The following is a 25,977-nucleotide window of genomic DNA, read 5'->3' as shown; positions in this document are numbered from 1 at the left end:
GGTCGTTACTGGTGGGTATATACTTAAGTTACTCGTGAGTACAAGCGTAGCGAAGAGGTAGGGGAACCTTGTGAGCCACTACAGGTCGAATCTGCGGGACATCGAGTTCAACCTGCTCGAGGTGCTGGGCCGCGGCGAGGTGCTCGGCCAGGGCCCGTATGCCGACATGGACGTCGACACCGCGCGTGAGGTGCTGTCCGAGATCGACCGGCTCGCCAAGAACGAGCTGGCCGAATCGTTCGAGGACGCGGACCGGAACCCGCCGGTCTACGACCCGGCGACGCACGAGGTCCGGATGCCGGTGTCGTTCAAGAAGAGCTACCACGCCTACATGGACGCCGAGTGGTTCAAGCTCGAGCTGCCGCCGGAGCTCGGTGGCCAGCCGACGCCTCCGTCGCTGCGCTGGGCCGCCGCCGAGATGGTGCTGGGCTCGAACCCGGCTGTGCACATCTACGCCGCCGGCCCGAACTTCGCGCACGTGCTGTGGCGCAACGGCACCGAGCGGGACAAGAAGATCGCGCACCACATGATCGAGCGCGGCTGGGGCGCCACGATGGTGCTGACCGAGCCGGACGCCGGCTCCGACGTCGGCGCCGGACGCACCAAGGCCACCCTGCAGGACGACGGCAGCTGGCACATCGAGGGCGTCAAGCGGTTCATCACGTCCGGCGAGCACGATATGACCGAGAACATCGTGCACCTGGTGCTGGCCCGCCCGCAGGGCATCGACGGCGCCGGCGGCCCCGGCACGAAGGGGCTCAGCCTCTTCATCGTGCCGAAGTTCGACTTCGACCTGGAGACCGGCGAGCTGACCGGGGAGCGCAACGGCGCCTTCGTCACGAACGTCGAGAAGAAGATGGGCATCAAGGTCTCCACCACCTGCGAGATCACCTTCGGCGAGAACACCCCCGCCAAGGGCTACCTGCTCGGCGAGGTGCACGACGGCATCGCGCAGATGTTCCAGGTGATCGAGTACGCCCGGATGATGGTCGGCACCAAGGCCATCGCCACGCTGTCCACCGGCTACCTGAACGCGCTGGAGTACGCGAAGGAGCGGGTCCAGGGCGCCGACCTGACCAATGCCGCGAAGACCGCGCCGCGAGTCACCATCACCCACCACCCCGACGTACGCCGCTCGCTGATGACGCAGAAGTCGTACTCGGAGGCGCTGCGCGCGCTGGTGCTCTTCACCGCGACGTACCAGGACCGGGCCGAGCAGGCGCGGTACGCGGGTGAGCACGACGAGGAGGCGGAGCGCGTCAACGACCTGCTGCTGCCGCTGGTGAAGGGCTACGGCTCGGAGAAGTCCTGGACGCTGCTCGGCACCGAGTCGCTGCAGACCTTCGGCGGTTCGGGCTTCCTGCAGGACTACCCGATCGAGCAGTACGTCCGCGACGCCAAGATCGACACCCTGTACGAGGGCACCACCGCGATCCAGGGCCAGGACCTGTTCTTCCGCAAGATCATCAAGGACCAGGGCAAGGCGCTGGGTCACCTGGTCGAGCAGATCCAGGCGTTCGTCGCCTCCGAGGCGGGCAATGGCCGGCTGAAGGAGGAGCGCGAACTGCTCGCGAAGGGGCTCGGGGACACTCAGAAGATCCTCGGCGTGATGAGCCAGGCGCTGATGGCGAGCAACCCGCAGGCGGAGAACGGCGACCCGCGCAACATCTACAAGGTGGGCCTGAACACGTCCCGGTTGCTCTACGTGCTCGGTGACGTGGTCTGCTCCTGGCTGATGCTGCGGCAGGCCGAGATCGCCCTGGAGAAGCTCGGCGGGGACCTGTCGCCGGCCGACCAGAACTTCTACACCGGCAAGCTCGCCGCCGCACAGTGGTTCGTCCGGTCGACCATGCCGACCGTGCGCGCCGAGCGGATCAAGGCGGAGATGACCGACCTCGACGTGATGGACCTGCCCGAGTCGGCCTTCTGATCCGCCCGATCTGCCCCGCGCTGCCCGCCGATCTGCCCTGTCCGGGCTGATCGGATTCAGGAATCGTTTCTACCCGAGCGACACCGCGTCCCTGGCCCGGCTTCCCCTGTCCGAGCCAGGGCCGCGCTCTGTCGGAACCCGGCCGGGGAGGCTCGCGTCAGTCCAGAAGTGAACCCGCCAACCGGTCGTCGTACCCTGACTGCGATGTCCGCCCGATTCGCCGGCCTCGGCGCCGCCCTGATCGCCGTCCTGGCTTTCCTTTCGCCGACCCCTGCCGCCGCCGCTCCGCCAGAACTCCCGGACCAGATCGCCGCCGCCTGGAAGACCGACCGCATCTACATCCACGGCTCGATGCGGCCCGCCTTTCCCAAGGCCGAGCTGGACCGGATCCGGGCCGCGAGCCGCACCGTCGACTTCCCCGTGTACGTCGCGCTGCTGCCGCGGGTTCCCTCCACCCGAGAGCTCCCGGCGGAGCTGCCGACGTTGCTTCAGGCGCGTCTCGGCCAGCCGGGGCTGTACCTGGTGTGGACGGTCTCGAACGACTACTGGTCGGGCACCGAGAAGCTGGTCCGGCCGGGCGGGCTCAAGGGGCGCGAACTCGTCGGCGTGCAACTGGACGACGAGCAGGACAACCGCATCGTGACCGACCGGCCGGCGCCGCGGATCGTGCGGACGATCCAGCAGGCCGCGACGGCGTACTACGGACGCCCGCTGCCGGAGGTTCCCGCGGGCGACCTCCGCGAGGACACCTACTCCGGCCGGTCCGGCAGGTCCACCACGGACAAGGAAGACCTGTCCGCCTTCATCGGGATGGGCGTCGGCGGGGTGCTCGGGGTGATCATCGTGATCCTCCTGACCGTACGCAGCCGGCGAAAGCGTCCCGCGAAGGACCGCCAGAACGCCAAGGCCCGCCGGGGCAACGGCAGGGGCAAGGCCGGGCAGTCCGGGGAGGTGGCCGCGCCGCGGGAGCCGGTCAGTGTGTCAGCCGTCCGGACGCAGGCCGATCGATGGATCAGCAAGGCCGACAAGGCGCTGCGCGGACTGGAGTCCCGGATCAAGGCGTCCAGAGACAACAGTCTGGACCTGCTCGACCGGCGCGATGACGCGGCTCGGCGGCTCGATGCGGCCCGCACGCTGAGGTCCTCCGAGAGCGTGCCGGCAACGGCCGGAGATCCCTCCGGAGAGCTGACTGCAGCGGCTGGAGCGTTCGTACTGGCTCGGCAGGCTTGGCAGGTCGCGGGTGACGGGACGGTCCAGCCGCCGTGCTTCTTCGACCCGACCCACCAGCCGGGAACCGTCCAGGCCGCCTGGTCCGAGGGGACCGAAGTACCGGCCTGCCCGAACTGCGCGAGGCTGCTGGAGCGTGGTGAGACTCCGCGGGGCTTCCTGGTCTGGAAGAAGTCCGGGCTGTTCGGGATGGACCAGTCGGCGGTGCCGTACTGGACGCTCGACCCGAAGGAGCAGCCGCTGGTCGCCACCGGCTTCGGCTCGCTCGAGGACGATCTCGCCGAGCGCGTCGGCCGTCAGGAGGACAAGTGATGAAGCGCCTCGCCCTGATCCTGCTGACCGGCCTGGCCGTCTTCCTCGGCGGCGGACTCACCGCGTCGGCCGTCGACTTCCCCACCGATCCACGGGTCACGGCCGCCGTCGCGGCCTGGAGGACCAAGCCGGTGTACGTCGATCCGCTGTACGCCGAATACGTCGGCACCCAGGACCAGCAGTTGGCCGAGCGGACCGCGACGGCACCAGCGCCGGTGTTCGTCGCGGTTCTGCCGACTGGCGCATGGTTCCAGGAGAAGGACGACACCGAGCGGCTCGCGGGCTGGCTCGCCGTGACCAACGGCACGCCCGGGATCTACGTCGTGATGGACGGGACGGCCACAACCGGGGTGGCGCACCTGGTCAGCGCCCGCGCGCCCTTCGACACCTTCGCGTCCTCGAAGACCGCTCTGACCGACCAACTCTCGCAGTACCTGGACGATCTCGAGCTCAACGACCGGGTGAAGGTCAAGCCGGCCAGGACCGCCGAACTGCCGACGGCGCCGGAGCGCACCTACGAGCGGGAGCGGTTCACCGTGGGCAAGGCGATCGGCAACGGCATCGGCGGAATGACGATCGGCCTGATGGGCGGCGCACTCCTGGCCGCCATCGTGCTCGGACTGGCGGCACTCGTCGCCCCTCGACGTGGAGGTCAGCAGTGAGATCCCGGCAAGCCCTGATTCTGGCGGCCGCGTTGCTGCTGCCGCTGACGTTGGTCCCGGCACCCGCCGGAGCAGCCGAGGTGGGTGCGAGTCAGACCCCCGCGGAACGAGCGCGCGAGATCGCGACCGCGCTGACGAAGGACCCGCTGTACGTCGACCCGTCATACGCGCCGGGGCTGCCGGAGACGATGCGGGCGGGTGTGCGGGAGAAGGCCAAGGCGCTCGGGTACCCGGTCTACACGATCATCCTGCCGCTCTCCCCGAGCGACGGCTTCCAGGGCAAGGAGCGCAACGTCCTCACCCTGGTGATGGACGCGATGCGCAATCCCGGCCTGTACGTCGTGGTCGAGGGCGGCGGGCGGTTCCCCTGGTACGAGACACTGGATGTTCCGCAGCTCGACCAGAAGAAGCTCAGTCCGGCCCGGGAGCGGGCACTCGACGACACGGAGTACGACGCCGGGCCGACCGAGGTGCTGACGCGCTTCTACGAGCTCCTGGCCGGGCCGGCTCTGCCGCCGGCGATGCGGCCGGAGACGGACCGGCGGACCGGCCCTGCCAACTATGACCATTCCGATCGTTCCGGCGGCGTCATTGCCCTGGGCATCGTGTTGGCAGTGCTTGCGTGCCTGGTGGCGCTGGGGTTGTGGATCGGGCTGCGCCGCCGCGGGTCGGGTGGCGCCGGCGACAGCGGTTCCCCGAGGCGGGAGAAGCCGTTCACCATTCCACCGCACGTCGCGGCGACGGTGGCTGCCGAGCGACGTCGGCGGCTGACCCGCGAGACCTCGGCCGAGCTCACCACGCTCGGATCGGACCTGGCCGCGCTGCCGACGGTCGCCGGCGAAGGCCTGCGGCATCAGCAGCTGGCACTTGACGCTCACGATGCCGCGAGCCGGGTGCTGGACTCCTCGCGCGACCTGGTCGACGTGGTCGGGGCGATGGTGCTGCTGGACCAAGGACGCCGCGAGTACGACATCGCCCAGGCTCTGGCGGCCGGGCGCAAGCCCGTCGAAGTACAGCCGCTCTGTGCCTTCAATCCCTTGCACGGAAGGGCTTCCGGTCGTCCGACGCAGGTCGATGCCGACGGCACCACGCTGACCCTGCCGCTCTGCGCCGACTGCCGGCGCGCGCTCAAACGCGGTACGGCACCGGCCTCTTTGCCGGGCGAGGACGGGCCCTACTGGCACAACGACGACCTCTGGGCCCGGACGTTCTTCGGTGTCCTCACTGACGACCTGCCCAACGCCGTCACCCGTGGGGACCACCACCGCTGACCCTGAGCGCGGGGTCAGGGCGGATCTGAGGGTCTTGCCGGATCCGGGCTGCCGCCGTACGGACCTACTGTCAAGCGACAGGTTGGCGCGGGGCGGATGAGATGGGGCGGGTCGGGATGGCTGACACCAAGCAGGTGGGGGCGCTGCTGCTGGTGACCGGGGCGGCACTGGCGTTCTGGTCCTTCGGGGACCGGGAATCGTCCGGCGAGCACAGGGTCGACAGCAAGATCTCCACGGTGCGGCTGGACTCGCCGAACGCGGACATCACCATCAAGGTCGGCGACGGCGACACGACCACTGTCCAGGAGAAGCGCAAGTACTGGCTGATCAAGCACGGCGACACCTACTCGGTGGACGGCGAGACGCTGAAACTGGACGGCGACTGCGGCTGGCAGTGCACCGCGGACTTCGTCATCACGGTCCCCCGCGGGACCAAGGTGACCGGCGAGAACGGCACCGGCGACCTCTCGATCACCGGCGTCGGCGGGATCGACGCCAGCTCCCGGTCCGGGGACATCTCACTGCGCGACGTGACCGGGGACGTGAAGCTCGACCTCACCTCAGGGGATGTGGAGATCGACCGGCTCACCGGCAAGCTCGACATCGTGGCGACCTCGGGCGACATCGACGCCACTCGACTCAAGGGCGGTGCGGTAAACGTCGAGACCACCTCTGGCGACCTGCAGCTCGAGCTCGACGAGCAGAACGACGTCCGGGCCAAGGGCACCAGCAGCGATGTCGAGGTGAAGGCGCCGGCCGGCGACTACAAGGTCCACACCGAGACTCGCAGCGGCGACGTCGAGAACGGCCTCGGGAATGCGCCCGACGGCAGCCACAGCATCGACGCGAGCACGGTCAGCGGCGACGTGACACTGGCCACTCGCTGAACCTTCCGACTGGCCGGTCCGACCCTGGAGCAGGGCGCGGGGCACGCTTACGGGACACTAGAGTGCGCTGCGGGTCGTCCGGCCCGGGGCCGGATCGACACGCGTCGTTGATGGACCCCCGGGGCCGGCGGGCGTAGCGTCGAAGTGTCCGTGACTTCTCGAGGAGGGCTCGACATGAGCATCGGTGTGGGGATCTTCCTGATGGTGGTGGGCGCCATCCTTGCGTTCGCCGTCCGCGACTCCTGGGACGCGGTCGACCTGACCGTGGTCGGTTACATCCTGATGCTCGCCGGAGCCGCCGGGATCGCCCTCTCCTTCTACATCACCAACCGGAAGCGGCGGGTCCCGAACGACGCGCTCGACCCGGCTGTCGAGGAGGAGTACCGCGTCGTCGAGGAACACAACCGCGACATCAAGGAGTAGTCGCTCCGGACAGCACCAGTTCGAGCCGATCGGGCGCCCCGGCGGTGACCCGGACCGGCACGCCCCAGTCCTGCCGATGCATGTGGCAGGCCGGGAACTCCACCTCGGCCGAGTCGTCACAGGAAGCAGCCTGTACTGCGACGTGCAGCACTCCGTCGCCGACACGTTCGTCGATCACCAAGCGCCGGGTGAGCTCGGTGGAATCACCCGCGCCCTCCTTGAGCAAGCCCTCCGGGGTCGCTGAGACGAGCAGCCTGGTGGACGGCCCGTACCGGTCGTCCAGCTTCTGGCCCGGCGGCGGCGTGAACACGACATCCAGCGTCACCTCGCCGCCCTCGATCTCCATCGGCGGGCGTTGCGTCCGGGTGCTGAACTCCTCCGCCTTCGCCGAAGCGCCCAGCGGGATCCGGATCAGCCGGTGCGCCGCCGACTCGACCACCAGCAGTTCGTTGCCCACGACAACAGCTCCGCTCGGCTCGGCGAGACCCGTCGCCATCGTCTCGACGAGTCCGCTGTGCGGGTCGTAGCGGCGTACGGCGCCGTTGTAGGTGTCGGCGATCGCGATCGAACCGTCCGGGAGGAGCGTCACGCCGAGCGGGTGCTGGAGGAGCGCCTCCTCGGCCTTGCCGTCGCGGAGGCCGAAGTCGAACAGCCCGGTCCCGACGGCCGTGTGGACCTCGGTGTCGACCCAGCGCAGTGCGGAGATCTCGGAATCGGCGAGCCAGAGCCGGTCGCCGTCCACCGCGAACCCGGAGGTCTGAGCGAACCAGGCCTGCTCCTTGGCGCCGTCCCGCAATCCTTCGTTGGTGGTGCCCGCGGCGACCTCGGTGGTCCTGGTGAACGGGTCGAACGTCCAGAGCTGGTGCACGCCGGCCATGGCGATCCACACCTTGTCCTGCCACCAGGCGACGTCCCACGGCGAGCTCAGGACGTCCGTGCCGTCGCCGTCCATCCACTGCTTGCCGGTGCCGACGAGCGTGCGGACCTCGTTGGTGGTCAGGTTGATCCCGCGCAGCGCGTGGTTGACCGTGTCCGCGACGACCACGTCATACCCGACCTTCACCGCCACTTCGGCCGGGAGCAGGGTCAGGCCGTTCGGCTCGGAGAAGGTCGCCTGGTCGGCCGGACCGTCGTGGAGGCCGCGCTGCCTGGTGCCGAACCTGCGGAGGACGGTGGTCGCGTCGGCCGCCAGCTCGACCACGCTGTGGTTGCCCGCGTCGGCGACCAGGAACCCGTCGCCCAGGGCCACCGCCTTGGCCGGGAAGCGCAGATCCGTCGGCTCGGGAGTCGGCGCCACGTACGGCGACTTGCCGCGGGTGAGAGTGCCCGCCTTCTCGTGCTCCGCGATCAGTTCCGCCAACTGGGCATCCAGCGCGTGCTCGTGCCCCTCCCCGGAGTACTGCGCGACGATGTAGCCGTTCGGGTCCACGAGCACCAGGGTCGGCCAGGCCCGCGCCGTGTAGTTCTCCCAGGTGACCAGCTCCGGGTCGTCCAGCACCGGATGCCCCACCTCATACCGCTCGACAGCCGCCTTGACGGCCGCCTCCTCCCCCTCATGCGCGAACTTCGGCGAATGCACCCCGACGATCACCAGCGCGTCCCCGTACTTCTCCTCCAGAGGCCGCAACTCGTCCAGCACATGCAGACAGTTGACACAGCAAAAGGTCCAGAAATCGATCAATAAAAACCGCCCCCGGAAGTCAGCAAGCCTCAGCTCCCTACCTCCGGTGTTCAACCATCCCCGACCCTTGAGCTCCGGCGCGCGCACATGCATGAAACCCATTGTCCGCCCCTCGCCCAACCACCCGGCCGGGTGCCCGGCATCCGGAGAGAGCTAGTGCGGGAGGATCAGGGTGTCGGTGAGGAGTTTGGCGGTTTTTCGGAGGGTCGGGGCGGAGGAGGAGAGGTCGGCGGCGAGGGTTTGGGGGGTCAGGGGTTCGCCGGGGCCTACCAGGCGGTGGCGGTGGGCCAGAAGCCAGACGATGGCTCGGGGCCAGGTCGAGAGGCGCGCCTTGCCGAGGAGTTCGGGGGCGTCGCGGACCAGGCTGTCGGCGATCTCGAAGGCTTCGGCGGCGTAGTTCGAGCCGAGGGTCTCGCCGGCCAGGAGCCAGGCGTGCGGGGCGAGGACCGTCAGGGTCGCCCCGAGGGACTTGTCGAGGCCGCGGAGGTCCGGGCGCGGAGGTGCTCCCAGGCCTGCCAGGCTGCGGTAGGCCTCCTCGAGGTCGGCGCTGGTGTCGTCCAGGAAGACGCGTTCGCCCGACTTCGAGCCGATCGGATCGGACAGCGCGGCCGCCTCCAGGGCCGGGGTCCACACGTCCACCGCGTCGGTGGCCTCCTCGATCGCGTCCAGGTCGAGCTCAGTGCGCTCCCCGGCGAACCGCAGCCACGCCTTCACCACGACCGGCACCGCCGCGAAGTAGGTGCTGTCGGCAAGCACCTTGCGCGGCAGCCAGTAGGACAGGAAAAGCTCCACCAGTACTGCGCTGACGCGGAGCGGGCCGCCCACCGTCCGGTCCACCGCGTGGTCGATCCACAGCCGCGCGATGTCGGTCGCATCGTCGGGAAGGCCAACCCCGTAAGGCGATTCGAGGAACTCGTCCACCAGCTGATCCCGCTGGCGGCCGGACAGCTGTGCCCTGACCGGCGGCCGGACCGGGCGCTCCGGGAGCTGCGTCAGCCGATTCACCAGCAGCCCGGAGAAGAACTCGAAGTCCTCGGTGACCGGCGGATCGTCGTGGTCGTGGGTCTCGCCCAGCGCCTGCAGGATGATCCCGGCGGCGGTCGCCGCGCGGACCGTCCGGACGGTCACCCGGCCGCCCCGCTGGTACGCCTCGACCACCCGGTCCACCGGCGGCCCGACGAAGACGTCCTTGGCGATCGCACCCAGGTTGTTGTCGACGAAGACCACCACGGTGTGCGGGTGCTGATCGTCGTCGTAGTCGAGCACCACGCTCAGCCCGTCACCGGTGACGTCCTCGGAGACGATCGCGCTGGTCAGCCGGAACCCCGCGATCCGCGACACCCAGTCAGGCACGTCGTACTGCGTCCGGCCGCGGGACAGGTGGGCTCGCTGCAGCGGGAGTCGCCCGGCCGGGCCGACCGTGCGGGCCAGACTCGTCAACAGAACAAAGGAATCCGGGTCACGCCGCTCGCCGAGCACCCGGGCGGCGTCCGCCCAGAAGAACCGCTCCACCTCACCGATCTCGTCGGGCTGCCCGGCCGGCCAGAGCTGGTCCGCGAGCAGGGCGGCCGAGCGGGCCACCGAGGCCTCGGCGATCACCGGGTGTAGCGCTGGTGGGGCCGCGGCGAGGTCCAGCAGCAGCGTCTCCTGCAAGGTGTCCAGGACAGCGACGCTCGGCGTGGTGTCGAGGTCCTGCCCCGAGACACCCGCCGGCGGCTGCCCTGGGTTCGGGCCTGAACCTGAGCCGACCAGCCGTAAGTGGCTGCCGCGTCCGTCCCGGCCTCGTGACTTGGTCACTCTGGCGAGATTACCGCCGACCGGGCACCTGCCGCAGGACAGTGCGCGCGTCCTGTGGATGACCACCTCGACACGCCGTGGCGAAAGCGCGCGGCCCGTGGCGCCGGTACGAGGTACCGGTTCCACGGGCCGCAGGCCGTAGTACCGGGGCAGGACCCCAAGATCAGCCCTTCAGGGCGCCTGCCATCAGGCCGCCGATGAACCAGCGACCCAGCACGATGTAGACGAGCAGGGTCGGGATCGAGGTGATCAGGGCTCCCGCCATGCTGGCCGCGTAGTCGACCTTCTGCCCGCCGGCCAGCGCCGCGAGGCCCAGCGTGACCGGGCCGTTGTTCTGCTGGGTCAGGAACAGCGCGAACAGGAAGTCGTTCCAGACCGAGGTGAACTGCCAGATCAGCGTCACCACGAAGCCCGAGATGGAGATCGGCAGGATGATCCGCAGGTACGTCTGGATCAGGCCGGCCCCGTCCACCCGGGCCGACTCGATGATCTCGTTCGGCACGATGGTGGCGTAGTAGTTCCGGAAGATCAGCGTGCAGATCGGGATGCCGTAGATGACGTGCGCGATGATCAGGGTCGGCACGCCCCGGGTCACGTCCAGCTCCTGGAACGTGGTCCGCAGCGGCAGCATCACCGCCTGGTACGGGATGAACATGCCGAACAAAATGAGGGCGAACACCAGGTTCGCCCCGGGGAACCGCCAGCGGGCCAGCACGAAGCCGTTCGCGGACCCGATCAGCGACGAGATGATCGCGGCCGGGATCGCCAGCGACAGCGAGCGGACCATGTAGGGCTGCAGCACGTCCCAGGCCTTGCGCCACGGTTCCAGCGTCCAGGTCTCCGGTAACGACCACTGCGCGGCGGCGGTGGTGTCGCTGGACGTCTTGAAGCTGCCGATCACCACGACGTACACCGGGGTCAGGATGAACAGCAGGAAGAGCAGCAGCAGGAGGTAGCGGACCGTCCGGCTGCGACGGGTCGAGCCGTCGGAGATGACCCCACGCTGCGGCTTCCGGCGGATCGCCGCGGCGGCCTGGCCGGTCGCAGCCTCTACGGCGGTCATTCTTCACTCTCCTGCCGGACGGTGTACGCGACGTACGGGATGACGAGTACGGCGACCACCGCGAGCAGCACGATCGCGATCGCGGCCGCCTTGGCCATGTCACCGCGGAGCAAGGTGTTCCACATGTAGATCGACGGCACCTCGGTGCGGAACTGGTTCGGCCCGGTGATCGCGTAGATCAGGTCGAACAGCTTCAGCGACATGTGGCCGAGGATGATCAGGGCCGACAGGGCGATCGGCGACAGCTGCGGGAACAGCACGTGCCGGTACAGCTTGAACTCGCTCGCGCCGTCGACCCGGGCCGCCTCCCGTAGCTCCGGCGGGATGCCCCGGAACCCGGCCAGGAACAGCGCCATGATGTAGCCCGACAGCTGCCAGACCGCGGGTAGCGCGATGGCCATCATCGTCGTCCATCTACTGCCCGCGGTCCACCAGGGGTTCTCCAGGAAATTGAGCTGGAGGATCGAGAACAGCCGGTTCAGGCCGCGCGCGTCGTCACCCTGGGACGGGTTCAGCAACCAGCCCCAGACCACCCCGGAGGCGATCATCGAGATCGCCATCGGGAACAGGAAGACCGACCGGAACACGCCTTCCCCGGTGACCCCCTTCTCCAGCAGCAACGCCCAGATCACGCCGAAGATCAGCGTGCCCACGATGAACGACACCGTGAGCACGCCGAGGTTCTTCAGCGAGTTGAGGAACCGCTCCTCACCGAACAGGTTCGCGTAGTTCTCGAACCCGACGTAGTCGACCGGGCCGCCCCTGCGGGCGGTGTGCCGGTCGGTCAGCGAGGTGTTGAACGTCCAGGCGATCAGCCCATAGACGAAGTACCCGAGCAGCAGCACCGTCGGCAGCAGCACCAGTGCGCCCGGGCCCCAGGTGCGGATTCTTCCGTGCATGCTCAATCCTCCGAACCGACGCTTGTCCGCAACTCGGCCGGCATCAGCTCGTCTTCATCGCATTGGCGAACGCCGTCTGCAGTTGGGCTACGTTCTGGCTACCGCTGAACTGGCTGATCGCGGACAGGATGTCGTTGTTCTGGCCGAGCGTGCAGGCGGCGCCGTGCGCGCAGGACGGAACGATCTTGTCCTTCTTCCAGTCGGCCATCGCCGTCTGCTGGTACTTCGGGTAGTCCGCCGGGACCGCGTCCGAGCGGGCCGGGATCGAGCCCTTCTTGGTGTTGAACGCCTTCTGGCCGTCGGCCGAGCCGGTGACCTTCAGCCAGCACTTCGCGCCCTCCGGGTCCTGCCCGTTGGTCGGCAGCGTGAAGGAGTCCGCCAGGTACTGGAAGTTGCCCGCCGTACCCGGAGCCGGCCAGTAGGTGTAGGCCGTGTCCGGGATCTTGTCGGCCAGCTGCTGCGCGGCGACCCAGTCACCCATCAGCGTGTAGCCGGCCTGACCCTTGTTCACGTACTGCAGCGCGTCCGGCCAGTCGATCGCCTCGCGGTCGGCGTTGGTGTAGGACAGCAGTTTCTTGTACTTGTCCAGCGCAGCCGTCACGTCGGGTCCTGCCCAGTCGGTCTCGCCCTTCCACAAACCGATGAACTTGTCCGGCCCGAGGTCGGCCAGCAGCACCGCCTCGACCAGCATCTCCTGGGCGAAGCCCTTGGAGATGGCCAGCGGCGCCTTCACGCCGGCGGCCTTCAGCTTGTCCATGTCCGCGATCCACGCGTCCACGTTCGCCGGTGCGGTGGCGCCGTCGAGGTTCGCCTTCTTCAGCACGGCCGGGTTGGCCCACACCACGTTCGCGCGGTGCACGTTGGCCGGGATCGAGTAGATCTTGCCGTCGACGGTCAGGTTGTCGATCAGGCTCTGCGGGAAGGCCTTGTCCAGACCGAACTCCTTGTAGAGACCGCTGACGTCGTCGACCTGACCCGCCTTGATGTAGTCGCCCAGCTCGGCGCCGGCGTGCGCCTGGAACGTCGCCGGCGGCTTGCCCGCGGCCAGGTCGTTCGCCAGCACCTGCTTCGCGTTCGAGCCGGCGCCACCGGCGACGGCGGAGTTGACGAACTTGAAGTCCTTGCACTCGGTGCCGAAGACCGAGACGAGTCCGTCCAGGCCGGCCTTCTCGCCACCGTCCGCCCACCAGGTGAAAACGGTGACGTCCTTGCTGGCAGCCGAGTCCCCGCTGCTGCTGTCATCGCTGTTTCCGCAAGCACTGACCGCAAGAAGACCCACGGCACCCACCACCGCGAAGGTCCTGCTCCAACCACCACGCATTTTGTTCACTCTCCGATCAGCTCATGGAGCTGTCCGACAACGAATGCCCCCTTGACGGCCCAACTGTGGGCACGGGGCTGGTCAGGTGTCAACGCTCCGCGCAGGCGCGTTGCGCAGACGTGATCCCTTGCGCACATTTGGTATGAGAGCGCACACATACTGCCGCTGCAGACCTCTTGACCTACTGGTCCGACGAGGCCACCGCGACCTACGGACGCAGCAGCACCTTGATCGCGCGCCGCTCGTGCATGGCCTGGTAGCCCTCCGCCACCTGGTCCAACGGCAACTCCAGATCGAAGACGAGCCCGGGGTTGATCTCACCTGAGAGTACGTCCGCCATCAGGTCCGGGAGGTAAGCCCGCGCCGGGGCGACGCCACCGGCCAGACCGACGTTCCGGCCGAACATCCGGCGGATCGGCACCTCGACGCCGTGCGGCACGCCGACGAAGCCGACGGTCGCCCCCGGCCGGGCCACCGCGAAGGCGGTCTCGAACGACTGGTTCGTGCCGACGCACTCCAGTACCGCGTCCGCCCCCACGCCGCCGGTGAGTTCCAGTACCGCGGTCGTTGCCTCGTCACCCCGTTCGGCAATGATTTGCGTGGCGCCGAACTCGCTCGCAATCTTCTGCCGCGGCTCGTGCCGGGACAGCGCGACCACTCGCTCGGCGCCCATCCGGGAGGCAGCCAGCACACCGCACAGGCCGACCGCGCCGTCGCCGACCACCACGACCGTGTCGCCGGGCTTCACCCGGGCGGCCCGCGCGGCGTGCCAACCCGTGCCCATCACGTCGGACAACGTGAGCAGCGATGGCACCAGCGAGTCGTCCGGTACTTCGGGGGTGGCGACGAGCGTCCCGTCGGCCCACGGGACCTTCGCGTACTCGCCCTGGCCGCCATCCGCGCCGTCACTGCCGATGCCGACGAGGTTCTGGCAGACCGACTGCAGCCCGGCCCGGCAGTTCGGGCAGGTTCCGTCGCTCGCCACGAACGGGGTGACAACGAAGTCCCCCGGCTTGACAGTGCGCACCTCCGCGCCGACCTCCTGCACGATCCCCACGTACTCGTGGCCGATCCGGCTGCCCGGGGTGATCTTGTTCTCGCCGCGGTACGGCCAGAGGTCCGAGCCACAGATGCAGCCCGCCACGATCTTGATGATCGCGTCCGTGGGCTTGCTGATCACCGGGTCCGGGACCTCGCTCAGCCGGACGTCGAACGGAGCGTGGATCGTGGTAGCTCGCATGGGCTCACCCTAAGCACGAGGATCTCCGGCCGAACCGGAGGGTCCTCCACACATCGGTGGCGACCCGGGCCCGGCTCAGAGAGCGGTGTAGCGACCGCGGCGGTGGACGAGGGGAGCAAGCTCGTCCGCAGCCAGTTCCACCTGGACGATCTCCAGCTGGACCTGCAGAGCCCAGCCGACCTCCGGCGGATCCGGGTCGACCAGCCGGCAGCCGGCCCAGGTGCTGACCCCGACAGGCGCCGGACCCCAGTCGGTGTCGTCCCACTCGATCATCCGGAACGGCCCACCCGGCGCGGGCGCGACGTACCCGAAGGCGTCCGCGAGTTGCTGATGCGGCGCACCGAGCAGGCTGACCACCGCGGTCCTTGCCTCCCGCAATATTTCCCACAGGTCCGAGTCCGGGTCGATCAGCCCGATCACGAAACCGGGATCACCGTCGGCCACGAGCATCGACGACACCGTCAGCCCGGCCCGCTTCCCGTCGTACGCGGTGGTCCAGAGGCTGACCGGGGACGGCAGCCGGCCGCGGAGCCGGCGGACCGGACTGCGCTCCGACTCCGGCGGCAGGAACGGATGCTCACCATGGATGGTCATGTCCCGAACGCTACGCCGCCCCGAGAAATCCGTCCCGGCCCCGTGGTGCGGGGCCGGGACAGGTGCCTCAGGCAATCACTTCTGGACTGTCACCCGTGCCGGCAGGGTGAAGGTGTCGAGCGGGTGGCTGATCAGGCCGCTCGAGCCGCGCAGCGACTCGACCTTCCCGTCGGCGTCGAAAGTGAACCGGTACGACTCGCCGTACGAACCGTAGCCGTTGCCGCCGGTGACGCGCAGAGTGTCGCCGTCGGCCTCCAGCGTCGTCGGCTCCGCGGCCGGGTCCGGCGAGGTCGGGTCGATCACGTAGAGGCGACCGCCGAGCAGCGCGATATCGCTCACGCTCCACAGGTTCGCGTAGCGGCCGGTGAAGCGGGCCAGGCCGGCAGCCTCGCCACGATCCTCCGACTCGGCCAGGTCGACCAGCTTGAGCACCGCCTCGGCGAGCTGGGCCGCCGGACCGTCGATCGCGTTCGTCAGCACCGACACCGCGATCCGCCGCTCGCCGTCGACCAGGGACCGGGTGATGTGACCCGGGTAGCCGCCACCGTGCCCGAACACCTCCCGTTTGCCGACCTTCGACACCTGCAGCCCGAGCCCGTACCGCGGCCCGTCCTCCTCGCCGGTCTTCCACAGCGGGTGCTGCATCTGCCGCTTCGACGCGTCCGTCAGCAACCGCTCGTCGCCGGACAGATGCGCGGAGAAGTAGGTGACGAGATCGCGCGCGTTGCCGTAGAACCCGGTCGCCGCTGCGAGTGCCCGGGTGTCCACGTGCTCGATCGGCACCCGTTCGGTGGCGTAGGCGAAGGAGCTGTACCCGGCGGCGTACTCGGCGCTGCGGTTCGGGTCGAGCTCCGCACCGAGCGCGGTCAGCCCGAGCTTGTCGACGACCTCCTTCTGCACGTAGGCGTTGTACGACATACCGGTGGCCGCCTCGATGATGAGGCCGAGCAGGCCGTAGCCGATGTTCGAGTATTTGAAGCGGTCGTTCTCCGGGATCACCGCGGAGTCCGGCTGCAGCAGTACGTCGAGCAGGTGCTCCCGGTCCGGGAAGCTCGTCGCGAGCTGCCAGAAGTCGGCCTCCGGGCTGTCCCGGGTGACCCCGCCGGCGTGGCTGAGCAGATCCCGCACGGTCCGCTCGCCCACCGGCGTGCCGACGATCTCGGTGACGTGCGTGCCGGCCTTGTCGTCGAGCCGGACCTTGCCCTGCTCGACCAGTTGCAGCACGGCCGTCGCGGTGAACGTCTTGGAGTGCGAGGCGATCCGGAACAGGTGCTGCTCGGTCAGCGCGACCCCCTGCTCCACATCGGCCAGCCCGTACGCCGATGAGTAGGCGATCCCGTCATCGGCGAACACCGCCGCCTGGACCCCGGGGATTCGCTGATACCGCTGGTTGAACGCCAGCCAGCTGTCGTAGTACGCGAGAACCTCGGTCAACGTCTGTGCCACGGTTGCTCCCTGCAGAGTCGGCGGAAGAGGCAGTAATCCCTACCTCCCGGACAGACTCCGCTCACCGACGCGCAGCCAGCAACTTCAACCCCGCGAGTCCACGAGACCGTCACGCAACGTGGCGACGCGACTGGATCACCCGGAAGCGGCTGGCCACATACGCGCCATCGGTGTAGGTGGCGTTGGCGGCCGGGTTGGCGCCCGTGCCGTGGAAGTCGCTGAAGGCGGCCGACTGGTTCACGAAGACCTGGCCGGTCAGGTTCTCCGACAGCGCGACACCGACGTCGAGCGCCGCGTCCCGGACCTGCTCCAGGGTCTGCTCGTCGGTCGAGTAGACCCCGGCCGTCATCGCACCACCCTCGTCCACCGTCTGGCGGAACAGGTCGATCGACTCCGCCGTACCGGCTGTGCGGACCAGGAACGAGACCGGGCCGAAGCACTCCTGGCCGTAGACCTCCTCGTCCTTGGCGTCGATGGCGACCAGCAGCGGGGTGCGGACCACCGCGTCCTCGTACGCCGGGTGCTTGATCGCGCGCGACTCCAGCACCACGTCGCCGTACTCCGGGGCGAGCTCGAGGCGGGTGATCACGCCCGGGTTGACGATGCCGCCGAGCAGTTCGACCGCCCGGGCGTCGTCGCCGAGCAGCTTGCCGATCGAGTTCGCGATGCCGGCGCCGACCTCGTCGAAGGACTTGTGGCCCTCGTCCGTCTCGATCCCGTCCGCCGGGACGAAGAGGTTCTGCGTGGTGGTGCACATCTGGCCGGAGTACAGGGAGAGGGTGAAGGCGAGGTTGTTGCAGAGCGCCTTGAAGGAGTCGGTCGAGTCGATGATGACCGCGTTGACGCCGGCCTTCTCGGTGAAGACCTCGGCCTGGGTCGCGTTCTGCTCCAGCCACTGGCCGAACTCGCTGCCGCCGGTGAAGTCGATGATCTTCACCTCGGGCCGCAGCGCGAGCGGCTTGGCCAGGCCGTCGCCCGGGCGCTCGGCGGCGAGCGTCACCAGGTTCGGGTCGAAGCCGGCCTCGGCGAGCACCTCGCGGCACACCTCGACGGTCAGGGCCAGCGGCAGTACGGCGAGCGGGTGCGGCTTCACGATGACGGCGTTGCCGGTGACGAGCGAGGCGAACAGGCCGGGCCAGGAGTTCCAGGTCGGGAAGGTGTTGCAGCCGATCACCAGCGCGACCCCGCGACCGACGACGGTGAAGTTCTTCTGCAGCCGGATCGAGTCGCCCTTGGCCGGCTTCTCCCAGACCGCGGTGGTGGGGTAGCGGTTCATCTCCTCGGACGCGTAGGCGATCGCCTCGAGCGCCCGGTCGAGCGCGTGCGCGCCACCCGCCTGGAACGCCATCACGAAGGCCTGGCCGCTGGTGTGCTGAACCGCGTTGGCGAGCTCGAAGATGCGCTTGTGCAGCCGGTCCAGGATCTCCAGGGTGACGCCGACGCGGCCGTCCACGCCCGCGTTGCGCCAGTCCGTCATACCCCGCCGGGCCGCATCGAGGAGCTCGTCCAGGCTGCTCTCGGTGGTCCGCGGGTACTGCACGTCCAGCGGCACCCCGTACGGCGACTGCTCGGTGGTGACCGTGCCGTTCGCGCCCGGCGTCTGGACCGGGTACGTCGTACCGCGGTGCGCCTCGAAGGCGGCCTTCCCGTCCGCGGCGGCGTTCTCGCCGTACACGCGCGGGCTCGGGGACTCGGGGTAGGCGGAGTAGTAGCCGCGGCTGCGGATCGCCTCGAGCGCTCCGTCCAGTCGTTCGCGGTGGGTCTCCAGCCAGCCGGCTGCGGTGGTCGACGTCATCGGGCGCGCTCCTGGATCTCGGGGTGTACTCAGCCTAGGACTTCGGGCGACATGGGCGATGTTACAGTCTCTGTCCATATCGCGACTACAGTGTCATAACTTGGGTCATAACTAGGGTGGGCCGCATGGCTGACGAACTGGCATCGACGGTGGCGGCCGCCATGTGGGCGGACGACACCGCCAGCGCGAGCCTGGGGATGCGGCTGGTCTCGGTCGGTACCGGTACGGCGGTACTGGAGATGCCGGTTCGCGACGACATGGTCAACGGGCACGGGATAGCCCATGGCGGCTTCGTCTTCACCCTGGCCGACTCCGCGTTCGCCTTCGCCTGCAACTCCCGCAACCAGGTGACCGTCGCCCAGGCCTGCGACATCGTCTTCATCGCTCCAGCCCAGCGCGGCGACCTGCTGGTCGCCGAGGCCCGCGAGCGGACGTCGTACGGGCGGAACGCGATCTACGACGTGACGGTACGGCGTGGGGACGACGTGATCGCCGAGTTCCGCGGCCGTAGCCGTCAGTTGTCCGGCAGCATCGTCAAGGAGGAGTCATGACCCGCACGGCCTACCTGGTGGACGGCGTCCGCACCCCGATCGGCCGGTACGGCGGCGCGCTGGCCGCGGTCCGCCCGGACGACCTCGCGGCCCACGCCGTCTCGGCTCTGCTGGCGCGGCAGGCTTCGCTCGATCCGGCGACCATCGACGACGTGATCCTCGGCTGCGCGAACCAGGCCGGCGAGGACAACCGCAACGTCGCCCGGATGGCCGTGCTGCTGGCCGGGTTGCCGGACAGCGTTCCGGGTACGACGATCAACCGGCTCTGCGGCTCCGGCCTGGACGCGGTGGCCTCGGCCGCTCGCTCGATCATCGCCGGAGACAACGAGATCGTCCTGGCCGGTGGCGTCGAGTCGATGTCGCGGGCGCCCTTCGTGATGCCCAAGGCGACTTCTGCCTATTCGAGGCAGGCGGAGATCTTCGACACCACGATCGGCTGGCGGTTCGTCAACCCGGTGCTGAAGAAGCAGTACGGGATCGACTCGATGCCGGAGACAGCGGAGAACGTCGCCACCGAGTTCAACGTGTCCCGCGAGGACCAGGACCTGTTCGCCCTGCGCAGTCAGCAGCGCGCGGCCAAGGCGATCGCGAACGGTCGGCTGGCCGAGGAGATCGTTCCGGTTTCCGTGCCCGGCAAGCGAGGTGCCGTCACGGTGGTCGACGTCGACGAACACCCACGCGAGACCTCGCTCGAGGCTCTGGCCGGCCTGAAGACTCCCTTCCGCGACCCGGGCACCGTCACCGCCGGCAACGCGTCCGGGGTGAACGACGGCGCGGCCGCCTTGCTCGTGATGAGCGGCGAGGCCGTCGAGCGACTCGGTCTCACTCCGCTGGCCCGCATCGTCGGCACCGCGGCGGCCGGAGTGCCTCCGCGCATCATGGGCATCGGCCCGGTCCCGGCGACCCGCAAGGTGCTGGCCCGGACCGGGGTCGACCTGGCCGACGTCGGCGTGATCGAACTGAACGAGGCGTTCGCGGCCCAATCCCTCGCAGTACTGCGTGAGCTCGGCCTCGCCGACGACGCCGAGCACGTCAATCCGAACGGCGGCGCCATCGCTCTGGGTCACCCCCTCGGCATGTCCGGCGCCCGCCTCGTTCTCACCGCCGCCCTGGAGCTTCGCCACCGCGACGCCGGGTACGCGCTGTCCACCATGTGCATCGGGGTAGGCCAGGGCATCGCGACCCTGCTGGCCCGCCCCTGACCCATCCTCGGAGGTCCCTCATGCCGGATCGATTCCTCGGCGACGCGTGTCCTGACGACCTGCTCGACGCCGGCGAACGGCTGTCGGTCGACGAACTCAGGGCGCGGCAGCTGGCCGGCCTGCAGACCACGGTGCGCGCGGCGTACGAGAACGTGCCGCACTATCGCGCGGCGCTCGACAAGGTGGGGTTCGCGCCGGGCGACCTGCAGGACTTCTCGGACCTGAGCCGGTTGCCGTTCACCACCAAGCAGGACCTGCGCGACAACTACCCCTTCGGCATGTTCGCCGTCCCCCGTGAGCAGGTCATCCGCGTGCACGCCTCCTCCGGTACGACGGGACGCCCGACGGTGGTCGGCTACACCCGCCGGGACATCGACAACTGGGCCGACCTGATCGCCCGCTCGATCCGCGCCGCCGGTGGTCGCGCGGGCGACGTGTGCCACGTGGCGTACGGGTACGGGCTGTTCACCGGCGGACTCGGCGCCCACTACGGCGCGGAACGCCTCGGCTGCACGGTGGTCCCGGTATCGGGCGGGATGACGGAACGCCAGGTCGACCTGATCCGCGACTTCGGCGCCCGGATCATCATGGTGACGCCGTCGTACTTCCTCTCCATCGTCGACGAGATGGTTGCCCGGGGCATGGATCCGCGGGAGACCTCCCTGCGGGTCGGCATCTTCGGCGCCGAGCCGTGGACCGAGCAGATGCGCGCTGAGGTGGAGAGCAAGACGGGGATGCACGCCGTCGACATCTACGGACTGTCCGAGGTGATGGGGCCGGGCGTCGCGCAGGAGTGCGTCGAGACCAAGGACGGCCTGCACATCTGGGAGGACCACTTCTACCCGGAGATCATCGACCCGGTCACCGGCGAGGTGCTGCCGGACGGCGAGGTCGGCGAACTCGTCTTCACCACCTTCACCAAGGAAGCCTTCCCGGTACTGCGCTACCGCACCCGCGACCTGACCCGGTTGCTGCCGGGCACCGCCCGCCCGGGGATGCGCCGGATGGAGAAGATCACCGGCCGCACCGACGACATGATGATCGTCCGCGGCGTGAACGTCTTCCCCACCCAGATCGAGGAACAACTCCTGCTGGTCGAAGGCCTCACCCCGCACTACCTCTGCGTCCTCAGCCGCCCCAACCGCCTCGACGAACTCACCGTCCAGGTCGAAGCCGCCCCCGACCTCCCCACGTCCTCCTACGCCGCAGCCGCCTCAGCCCTGTCCCGCCGGATCAAGGACCGCGTCGGCGTCACCGCCACCGTCGAGGTCCTCCCCCCGCACGCCCTCGAACGCTCCCTGGGCAAGGCCAAACGAATCCGCGACGACCGCCGCCGTTAGTAGGGCTTCATGGGATCAGGAGTTTGGGGAGGGTTTGTTCTACGCCCGCGCGGAGGTCGGTGAGGGCATTGGGCTGGTGGGCCAGGTTGCGGAGGAGGGCCTGCTGGAAGAGGCCGTCGAGGAGGCCGTACGCGGTTGACGAGGAGACGTTGATCGGGGTGCCGCTGAGCTCGCCGTAGGTGCTGACGATGCGCCAGATCATCAGCTCGAGGGTCTGGTCGATCTCCAGCACGTCCTCGCGGAATTTCTCCTCGAAGAGGGCCTGGTTGCGCAGGTCGTACCAGAGGCGGTGCATCGAGCCGTCCTCGTCACAGGTGGTGGCCAGTGCCTGTGCGAAGTCGGTGCGCAGCTGGTCGGCCGCCCGGGCCGTCGCGACGATCTGGTCATAGCGGGTGACGCACTCGGCCTTGTAGAGCTTCACGCAGTACGTGATCAGCTCGACCTTGTCGCGGAAGTAGTAGTGCAGCACGCCGTGCGAGAACTCGGAGTTCTGCGCGATCTCCCGCAGGCTCGTCCGGGCATAGCCGAGCTCGGACAGGGTGCGCAGCGCGGAGGCGGCGAGCTGGGCACGACGCTCAGCGAACTTGTCCACCTGCCGGCGCGAGATCCGGTCCGTCACCTCGGTCACGGTCAGCCTCCCAGGGATAGCTCTCCGGCAGTTTAACCCGGTCCGCAGAATTTCTTGACAGTTGTCCAAGAAACTCTTGACGAGTGTCAAGAACTTCGTAACGCTGTGCTCATCGTCCGGTCGCCGCACCTCACCGGAGATCGGGCGGTCAGCGTAGGTCCAGCAGCCGGCCGAAGGGGAGAGTTCATGAGCGGGTACGACCTGACCGGACGAAAAGCCCTGGTGACAGGGGGTGCGCGCGGGCTCGGGGCCGGGATGGCGGAAGCGCTGGCCAGGGCCGGCGCCGCCGTGGTCATCGCCGACATCCAGGAGGACCTCGGCAAGGAGACCGCCGACTCGCTCAAGGACACCGGTGCGACCGCGGCCTTCGTGGCCCTCGACGTGACCGACGACGCCGGCTGGGAAGCGGCGATCACCGCGACCATCTCCGAGCTCGGCGGCCTGGACATCCTGGTGAACAACGCCGGCGTCGAACTGTCCGGCCTGGTGGTCGATCTCGACCCGGCCGACGTCCGCAGGATGCTGGAGATCAACGTCCTCGGTACCGCGCTGGGGCTGAAGCACGCGTTCCGCGCGATGCGGCCGGAGGGACCCGCCGGGACTGGTGGCTCGGTGGTCAACATCTCCAGCGTCGCCGCGACGATCCCCTTCCCCGGTATCTCGGGGTACTCCGCGACCAAGTCCGCGGTGGACCGGCTGACCCGGGTGGCCGCGATGGAGTCCGGCAAGCTCGGCTACGGCGTACGGGTGAACTGTGTGTACCCCGGCCTGGTGCCGACCGAGATGGGTATGAAGCTCGCCGCGGACATGGTCACCCTCGGGCTCTGGCCGTCCGTCGAGGCAGCCGTCGGGGACGTCATCGGACTGACCCCGCTCGGCCGGCTCGGCGAGGTCTCCGACATCGCCGACGCGGTGGTCTTCCTGGCTTCGGACGCGTCCCGCTTCATCACCGGCGCGGGTCTGCCGGTCGACGGCGGAATGGGGATGTGAGATGAGCAAACCCGTCGTCGTGTACGGCGCCTCCGGGTACACCGGGCGGCTGGTCTGCGAGTACCTGCGCGAGTTCAACGTCCCGTTCATCGCCGCCGGGCGGGACAAGAAGCGGGTCCAGGAGGTGCTCGACCGGGTGCCCGGGATCGACACCGTCGACCACGAGGTGGTCGAGGTCGAGCACGAGGTGAGTGCGCTGACCGACCTCTTCCGCGGCGCGAAGGTGGTCAGCAACATGGTCGGGCCGTTCATCAAGTACGGCCCCGAGGTGGTCGAGGCGAGTCTCGCGGCAGGGTGCCACTACCTGGACACCACCGGCGAGCAGGACTGGATCCTGGACGCGCAGGCGAGGTGGGGCGACAAGTTCACCGCCGAAGGACTGCTGCTCTCACCCGGCGTCGCGCAGATGTACACCACCGGCGAGATCGCCGCGAACATCTGCCTGGAGACTCCTGGCCTCGACACCCTCGACATCCTGGTGCTCTGGAAGGGGTTCCCGACGTACGCGTCGACCCAGACGATCTTCACCATCCTGAAGGCCGACTGGCACTATCTGGAGCAGAATGAACTGGTGAAGTGGGACCCGCTCACCACCTTCGAGGTGAACGTGCCCGGCCAGCACGCGAGTGCCCTCGCGCTGCCCTGGGGCGGGACGAGTCACCCGGTCTGGTTCAAGAACGACCCGCGGGTGGCCAACGTGAAGGTGGCCGGCGGGGTGTTCGACCGGGCCGTGATGCAGGGCGTGGTCGACGCCGTGAAGATGGTGGAGACGCAGATCAAGACGCTCCCGGTCGAGCAGCAGGATGCAGCGCTCGGCGAGGTGGCCGCCTCGGTCCAGGCGAGCATGCCGCCGCGGGAGAACCCGCGGATCAACACCTCGCTCGATTCGGTGCACGCCTCCGGGCCGCTCGGCCGGGCGCACTGCGTGATCTACGGCAACAGCAACTACAAGCAGACCGGCGCCCTGCAGGCGTACGCGGCGTACTCGTTGCTGCAGCAGCCACCGAGGCGTGCGGGGCTCGCCTCGGCCTGCCAGGCCTTCGGTCACCGCGAACTGCTCGGCGTACTGCGGAGCTTCGGGCTGGTGCTCGAGCCTGTCCTGACCGTTCACCACTAGACCAGGTGCGGGGGCGCCGCCACCACCCCCCAGGCTCCCTCGCACCTGCACCACCTGGAGTTCCCCGTGCGGCTGTTCGACTATCTCGACAAGGGTGCCTCGCTGGGCAGCGACGCGCCCTGCCTGACGATGAACGGTACGTCGCTCAGCTACGCCGAGGTCCAGGAGTTCTCCTGGCAGGTGGCGCGGGCGCTCGCCCGGTCGGGGATCGCGCCGGGTGCCAAGGTGGCGATCCTGTCGGCGAACAATCCGATCTCGTTCGCCTGCGTGTTCGGGATCGCCCGGGCCGGCGCGATCTGGTGTCCGGTGAACCCGCGCAACGAGGCGGCCGAGAACCGCGAACTGCTCGACGCCTTCGACTGCTCCTGCCTGATCTTTCAGCGGGCCTTCCTACCGCTGGTGGAGAAGATCCTCCCGGACCTGCCCAAGCTGACCACTGTGATCTGCCTGGACGATTCCTTGCCTGAGGCAATCAGTCTCGAGGAGTGGCTGGACGCAGTACCGGCTGAGCCTCTCGAGCGGGAGCCGTTGGACGACACCGCGTTGCTGCTCGGCACCGGTGGTACCACCGGGCGGCCGAAGGGCGTGATGCTGACCGGGCGGAACCTCGAGACGATGTCGGCGATCACGCTGATGAGTTATCCGTTCTCCGGCCGGCCGGTGTACCTGGCGCTGGCCCCGTTGACCCATGCGGCCGGGGCGCTGTGCTTCCCCCTGCTCACGCTCGGCGGCGAGATCGTGATCATGCCGGTGCCGGATCTGGACGACTTCCTGGCGCTGGTGGAGCGGCATCGCGTCACCCACACGTTCCTGCCGCCGACGCTGATCTACATGCTGCTCGCGCATTCCTCCTTGCCCACAACGGATCTGAGCTCCCTGCAGTGCTTCTGGTACGGCGCCGCACCGATGTCCGCGGCCCGGCTGGAAGAGGCGCTGACGCGGATCGGGCCGGTGATGGCGCAGTTCTTCGGCCAGAGCGAGGCGCCGATGATGATCTCGACGATGGCGCCGGCCGACCACTTCCACCCGGACGGGTCGCCCGCGGTCGATCGGTTCGCCTCGGCCGGACGGCCGTCGCCGCTGACGCAAGTGGCGATCATGGCCGACGACGGGCGGTTGCTGCCGCGCGGGGAACGCGGCGAGATCGTCGTCCGCGGCTCCCTGGTGATGGCCGGCTACTACCAGAATCCCGAGGCCACCGCGGCCGCGGCGCAGTACGGCTGGCACCACACCGGTGACATCGGCTTCCTCGACGACGACAACTACCTCTACATAGTGGATCGGGCGAAAGACATGATCATCACCGGCGGCTTCAACGTGTACTCGGCCGAGGTCGAGCAGGCGCTGATGACGTACCCGGCGATCCGGGACTGCGCGGTCGTCGGGCTCCCCGACGAGAAGTGGGGCGAGCGGGTGACCGCCGTACTGCAACTCCACCCCGGGCTGACCGTGACCCAGTCCGAGGTCCGCAACTACGTGAAGAGCCGGCTCGGCAGCGTGAAGGCGCCGAAGCAGGTGGAGGTCTGGGACGACCTGCCCCGCTCGAAGGTCGGCAAGGTGCTGAAGACCGAAGTGAAGACTCGCCTGTTAAAGCAGTAGGC

The 25,977-nt window shown here is 68.8% G+C and carries 22 protein-coding genes; 12 read left to right on the top strand and 10 right to left on the bottom strand.

The genetic code is table 11. The annotated features are described in order from the left end of the window. Window positions 1-70 precede the first annotated feature (70 nt). The 6 genes from EV644_RS11905 to EV644_RS11880 all read left to right on the top strand — a co-directional run bounded on the left by EV644_RS11905 (window position 71) and on the right by EV644_RS11880 (window position 6,712). Window positions 71-1,930, top strand: coding sequence for an acyl-CoA dehydrogenase (locus tag EV644_RS11905; RefSeq protein ID WP_132191617.1), 1,860 nt, complete (start codon window positions 71-73; stop codon window positions 1,928-1,930). A 204-nt stretch (window positions 1,931-2,134) separates the two neighbouring features. Then, entirely contained in the window at window positions 2,135-3,469 is a 1,335-nt protein-coding gene (locus EV644_RS11900; RefSeq protein ID WP_132191618.1) for a hypothetical protein, read from the top strand. After that, window positions 3,469-4,131: a hypothetical protein gene (locus tag EV644_RS11895; protein WP_132191619.1), complete on the top strand. Its 663-nt coding sequence runs from the start codon at window positions 3,469-3,471 to the stop codon at window positions 4,129-4,131. Before EV644_RS11900 ends, EV644_RS11895 begins: the two co-directional genes overlap by 1 nt. Next, on the top strand, window positions 4,128-5,402 hold the full coding sequence (locus EV644_RS11890) for a hypothetical protein (protein WP_132191620.1): 1,275 nt from the start codon (window positions 4,128-4,130) through the stop codon (window positions 5,400-5,402). Before EV644_RS11895 ends, EV644_RS11890 begins: the two co-directional genes overlap by 4 nt. Window positions 5,403-5,518: 116 nt before the next feature. After that, window positions 5,519-6,289: a DUF4097 family beta strand repeat-containing protein gene (locus tag EV644_RS11885; protein ID WP_132191621.1), complete on the top strand. Its 771-nt coding sequence runs from the start codon at window positions 5,519-5,521 to the stop codon at window positions 6,287-6,289. A 174-nt stretch (window positions 6,290-6,463) separates the two neighbouring features. After that, window positions 6,464-6,712: a DUF6458 family protein gene (locus EV644_RS11880; protein ID WP_132191622.1), complete on the top strand. Its 249-nt coding sequence runs from the start codon at window positions 6,464-6,466 to the stop codon at window positions 6,710-6,712. Here the strand turns inward: EV644_RS11880 and EV644_RS11875 are convergent. The 9 genes from EV644_RS11875 to paaN form a co-directional block, all read right to left on the bottom strand. Next, entirely contained in the window at window positions 6,702-8,486 is a 1,785-nt protein-coding gene (locus tag EV644_RS11875) for an NHL domain-containing thioredoxin family protein (protein ID WP_132191802.1), read from the bottom strand. The two genes, EV644_RS11880 and EV644_RS11875, sit on opposite strands and share 11 nt — an antisense overlap. A 60-nt stretch (window positions 8,487-8,546) precedes the next feature. Further along, complete coding sequence (locus EV644_RS11870; RefSeq protein ID WP_241998842.1) at window positions 8,547-10,190, bottom strand: hypothetical protein; 1,644 nt, start codon at window positions 10,188-10,190, stop codon at window positions 8,547-8,549. A 163-nt stretch (window positions 10,191-10,353) separates the two neighbouring features. After that, complete coding sequence (locus tag EV644_RS11865; protein ID WP_132191623.1) at window positions 10,354-11,253, bottom strand: carbohydrate ABC transporter permease; 900 nt, start codon at window positions 11,251-11,253, stop codon at window positions 10,354-10,356. Next, window positions 11,250-12,152 carry a carbohydrate ABC transporter permease gene (locus EV644_RS11860; protein ID WP_132191624.1) on the bottom strand — a complete coding sequence of 301 codons (903 nt, stop codon included), beginning with the start codon at window positions 12,150-12,152 and terminating at the stop codon, window positions 11,250-11,252. Before EV644_RS11860 ends, EV644_RS11865 begins: the two co-directional genes overlap by 4 nt. Before the next feature lie 43 nt (window positions 12,153-12,195). Next, entirely contained in the window at window positions 12,196-13,431 is a 1,236-nt protein-coding gene (locus EV644_RS11855; RefSeq protein ID WP_241998844.1) for an ABC transporter substrate-binding protein, read from the bottom strand. A 250-nt stretch (window positions 13,432-13,681) separates the two neighbouring features. Beyond that, complete coding sequence (locus EV644_RS11850; protein WP_132191626.1) at window positions 13,682-14,713, bottom strand: zinc-dependent alcohol dehydrogenase family protein; 1,032 nt, start codon at window positions 14,711-14,713, stop codon at window positions 13,682-13,684. A 75-nt stretch (window positions 14,714-14,788) separates the two neighbouring features. Continuing rightward, on the bottom strand, window positions 14,789-15,307 hold the full coding sequence (locus tag EV644_RS11845; protein ID WP_132191627.1) for a flavin reductase family protein: 519 nt from the start codon (window positions 15,305-15,307) through the stop codon (window positions 14,789-14,791). A gap of 75 nt (window positions 15,308-15,382) precedes the next feature. After that, window positions 15,383-16,753, bottom strand: coding sequence for a serine hydrolase (locus EV644_RS11840; protein ID WP_241998846.1), 1,371 nt, complete (start codon window positions 16,751-16,753; stop codon window positions 15,383-15,385). 109 nt (window positions 16,754-16,862) lie between these two features. Next, window positions 16,863-18,548, bottom strand: coding sequence for a phenylacetic acid degradation protein PaaN (paaN, locus tag EV644_RS11835; protein ID WP_132191629.1), 1,686 nt, complete (start codon window positions 18,546-18,548; stop codon window positions 16,863-16,865). 125 nt (window positions 18,549-18,673) lie between these two features. Between paaN and paaI the strand changes: the two genes are divergently transcribed. From paaI to paaK, 3 genes are read left to right on the top strand one after another with little or no spacing between them, the layout of a single operon-like run. Continuing rightward, window positions 18,674-19,099, top strand: a complete 426-nt coding sequence (gene paaI / locus EV644_RS11830) for a hydroxyphenylacetyl-CoA thioesterase PaaI (protein WP_132191630.1) — start codon at window positions 18,674-18,676, stop codon at window positions 19,097-19,099. Further along, window positions 19,096-20,301 (top strand): 3-oxoadipyl-CoA thiolase, encoded by a 1,206-nt coding sequence (gene pcaF / locus EV644_RS11825; RefSeq protein ID WP_132191631.1) that lies wholly within the window; start codon window positions 19,096-19,098, stop codon window positions 20,299-20,301. The genes paaI and pcaF overlap by 4 nt, the downstream gene beginning before the upstream one ends. 20 nt (window positions 20,302-20,321) lie before the next feature. Beyond that, on the top strand, window positions 20,322-21,641 hold the full coding sequence (gene paaK / locus EV644_RS11820; protein WP_132191632.1) for a phenylacetate--CoA ligase PaaK: 1,320 nt from the start codon (window positions 20,322-20,324) through the stop codon (window positions 21,639-21,641). 7 nt (window positions 21,642-21,648) lie between these two features. Here the strand turns inward: paaK and EV644_RS11815 are convergent, their stop codons facing one another. Then, window positions 21,649-22,269, bottom strand: coding sequence for a TetR/AcrR family transcriptional regulator (locus tag EV644_RS11815; RefSeq protein WP_132191633.1), 621 nt, complete (start codon window positions 22,267-22,269; stop codon window positions 21,649-21,651). Between the two features lie 186 nt (window positions 22,270-22,455). Here EV644_RS11815 and EV644_RS11810 point away from each other — a divergent pair, with 186 nt between their 5' ends. The 3 genes from EV644_RS11810 (at window position 22,456) to EV644_RS11800 (ending at window position 25,975) form a co-directional block, all read left to right on the top strand. After that, complete coding sequence (locus EV644_RS11810) at window positions 22,456-23,259, top strand: SDR family NAD(P)-dependent oxidoreductase (RefSeq protein WP_132191634.1); 804 nt, start codon at window positions 22,456-22,458, stop codon at window positions 23,257-23,259. Window position 23,260: 1 nt separating this feature from the next. Beyond that, entirely contained in the window at window positions 23,261-24,376 is a 1,116-nt protein-coding gene (locus EV644_RS11805) for a DUF5938 domain-containing protein (RefSeq protein ID WP_132191635.1), read from the top strand. 66 nt (window positions 24,377-24,442) lie between these two features. Continuing rightward, window positions 24,443-25,975 carry an AMP-binding protein gene (locus EV644_RS11800; RefSeq protein WP_132191636.1) on the top strand — a complete coding sequence of 511 codons (1,533 nt, stop codon included), beginning with the start codon at window positions 24,443-24,445 and terminating at the stop codon, window positions 25,973-25,975. The last annotated feature ends 2 nt before the right edge of the window (window positions 25,976-25,977 follow it).

The sequence above is a fragment of the Kribbella orskensis genome (assembly GCF_004342085.1).
Lineage (GTDB): Bacteria > Actinomycetota > Actinomycetes > Propionibacteriales > Kribbellaceae > Kribbella > Kribbella orskensis.
The sequence above is the reverse complement of the archived record's forward strand: the minus strand, read 5'-3'. Positions and strand labels throughout refer to the sequence as shown.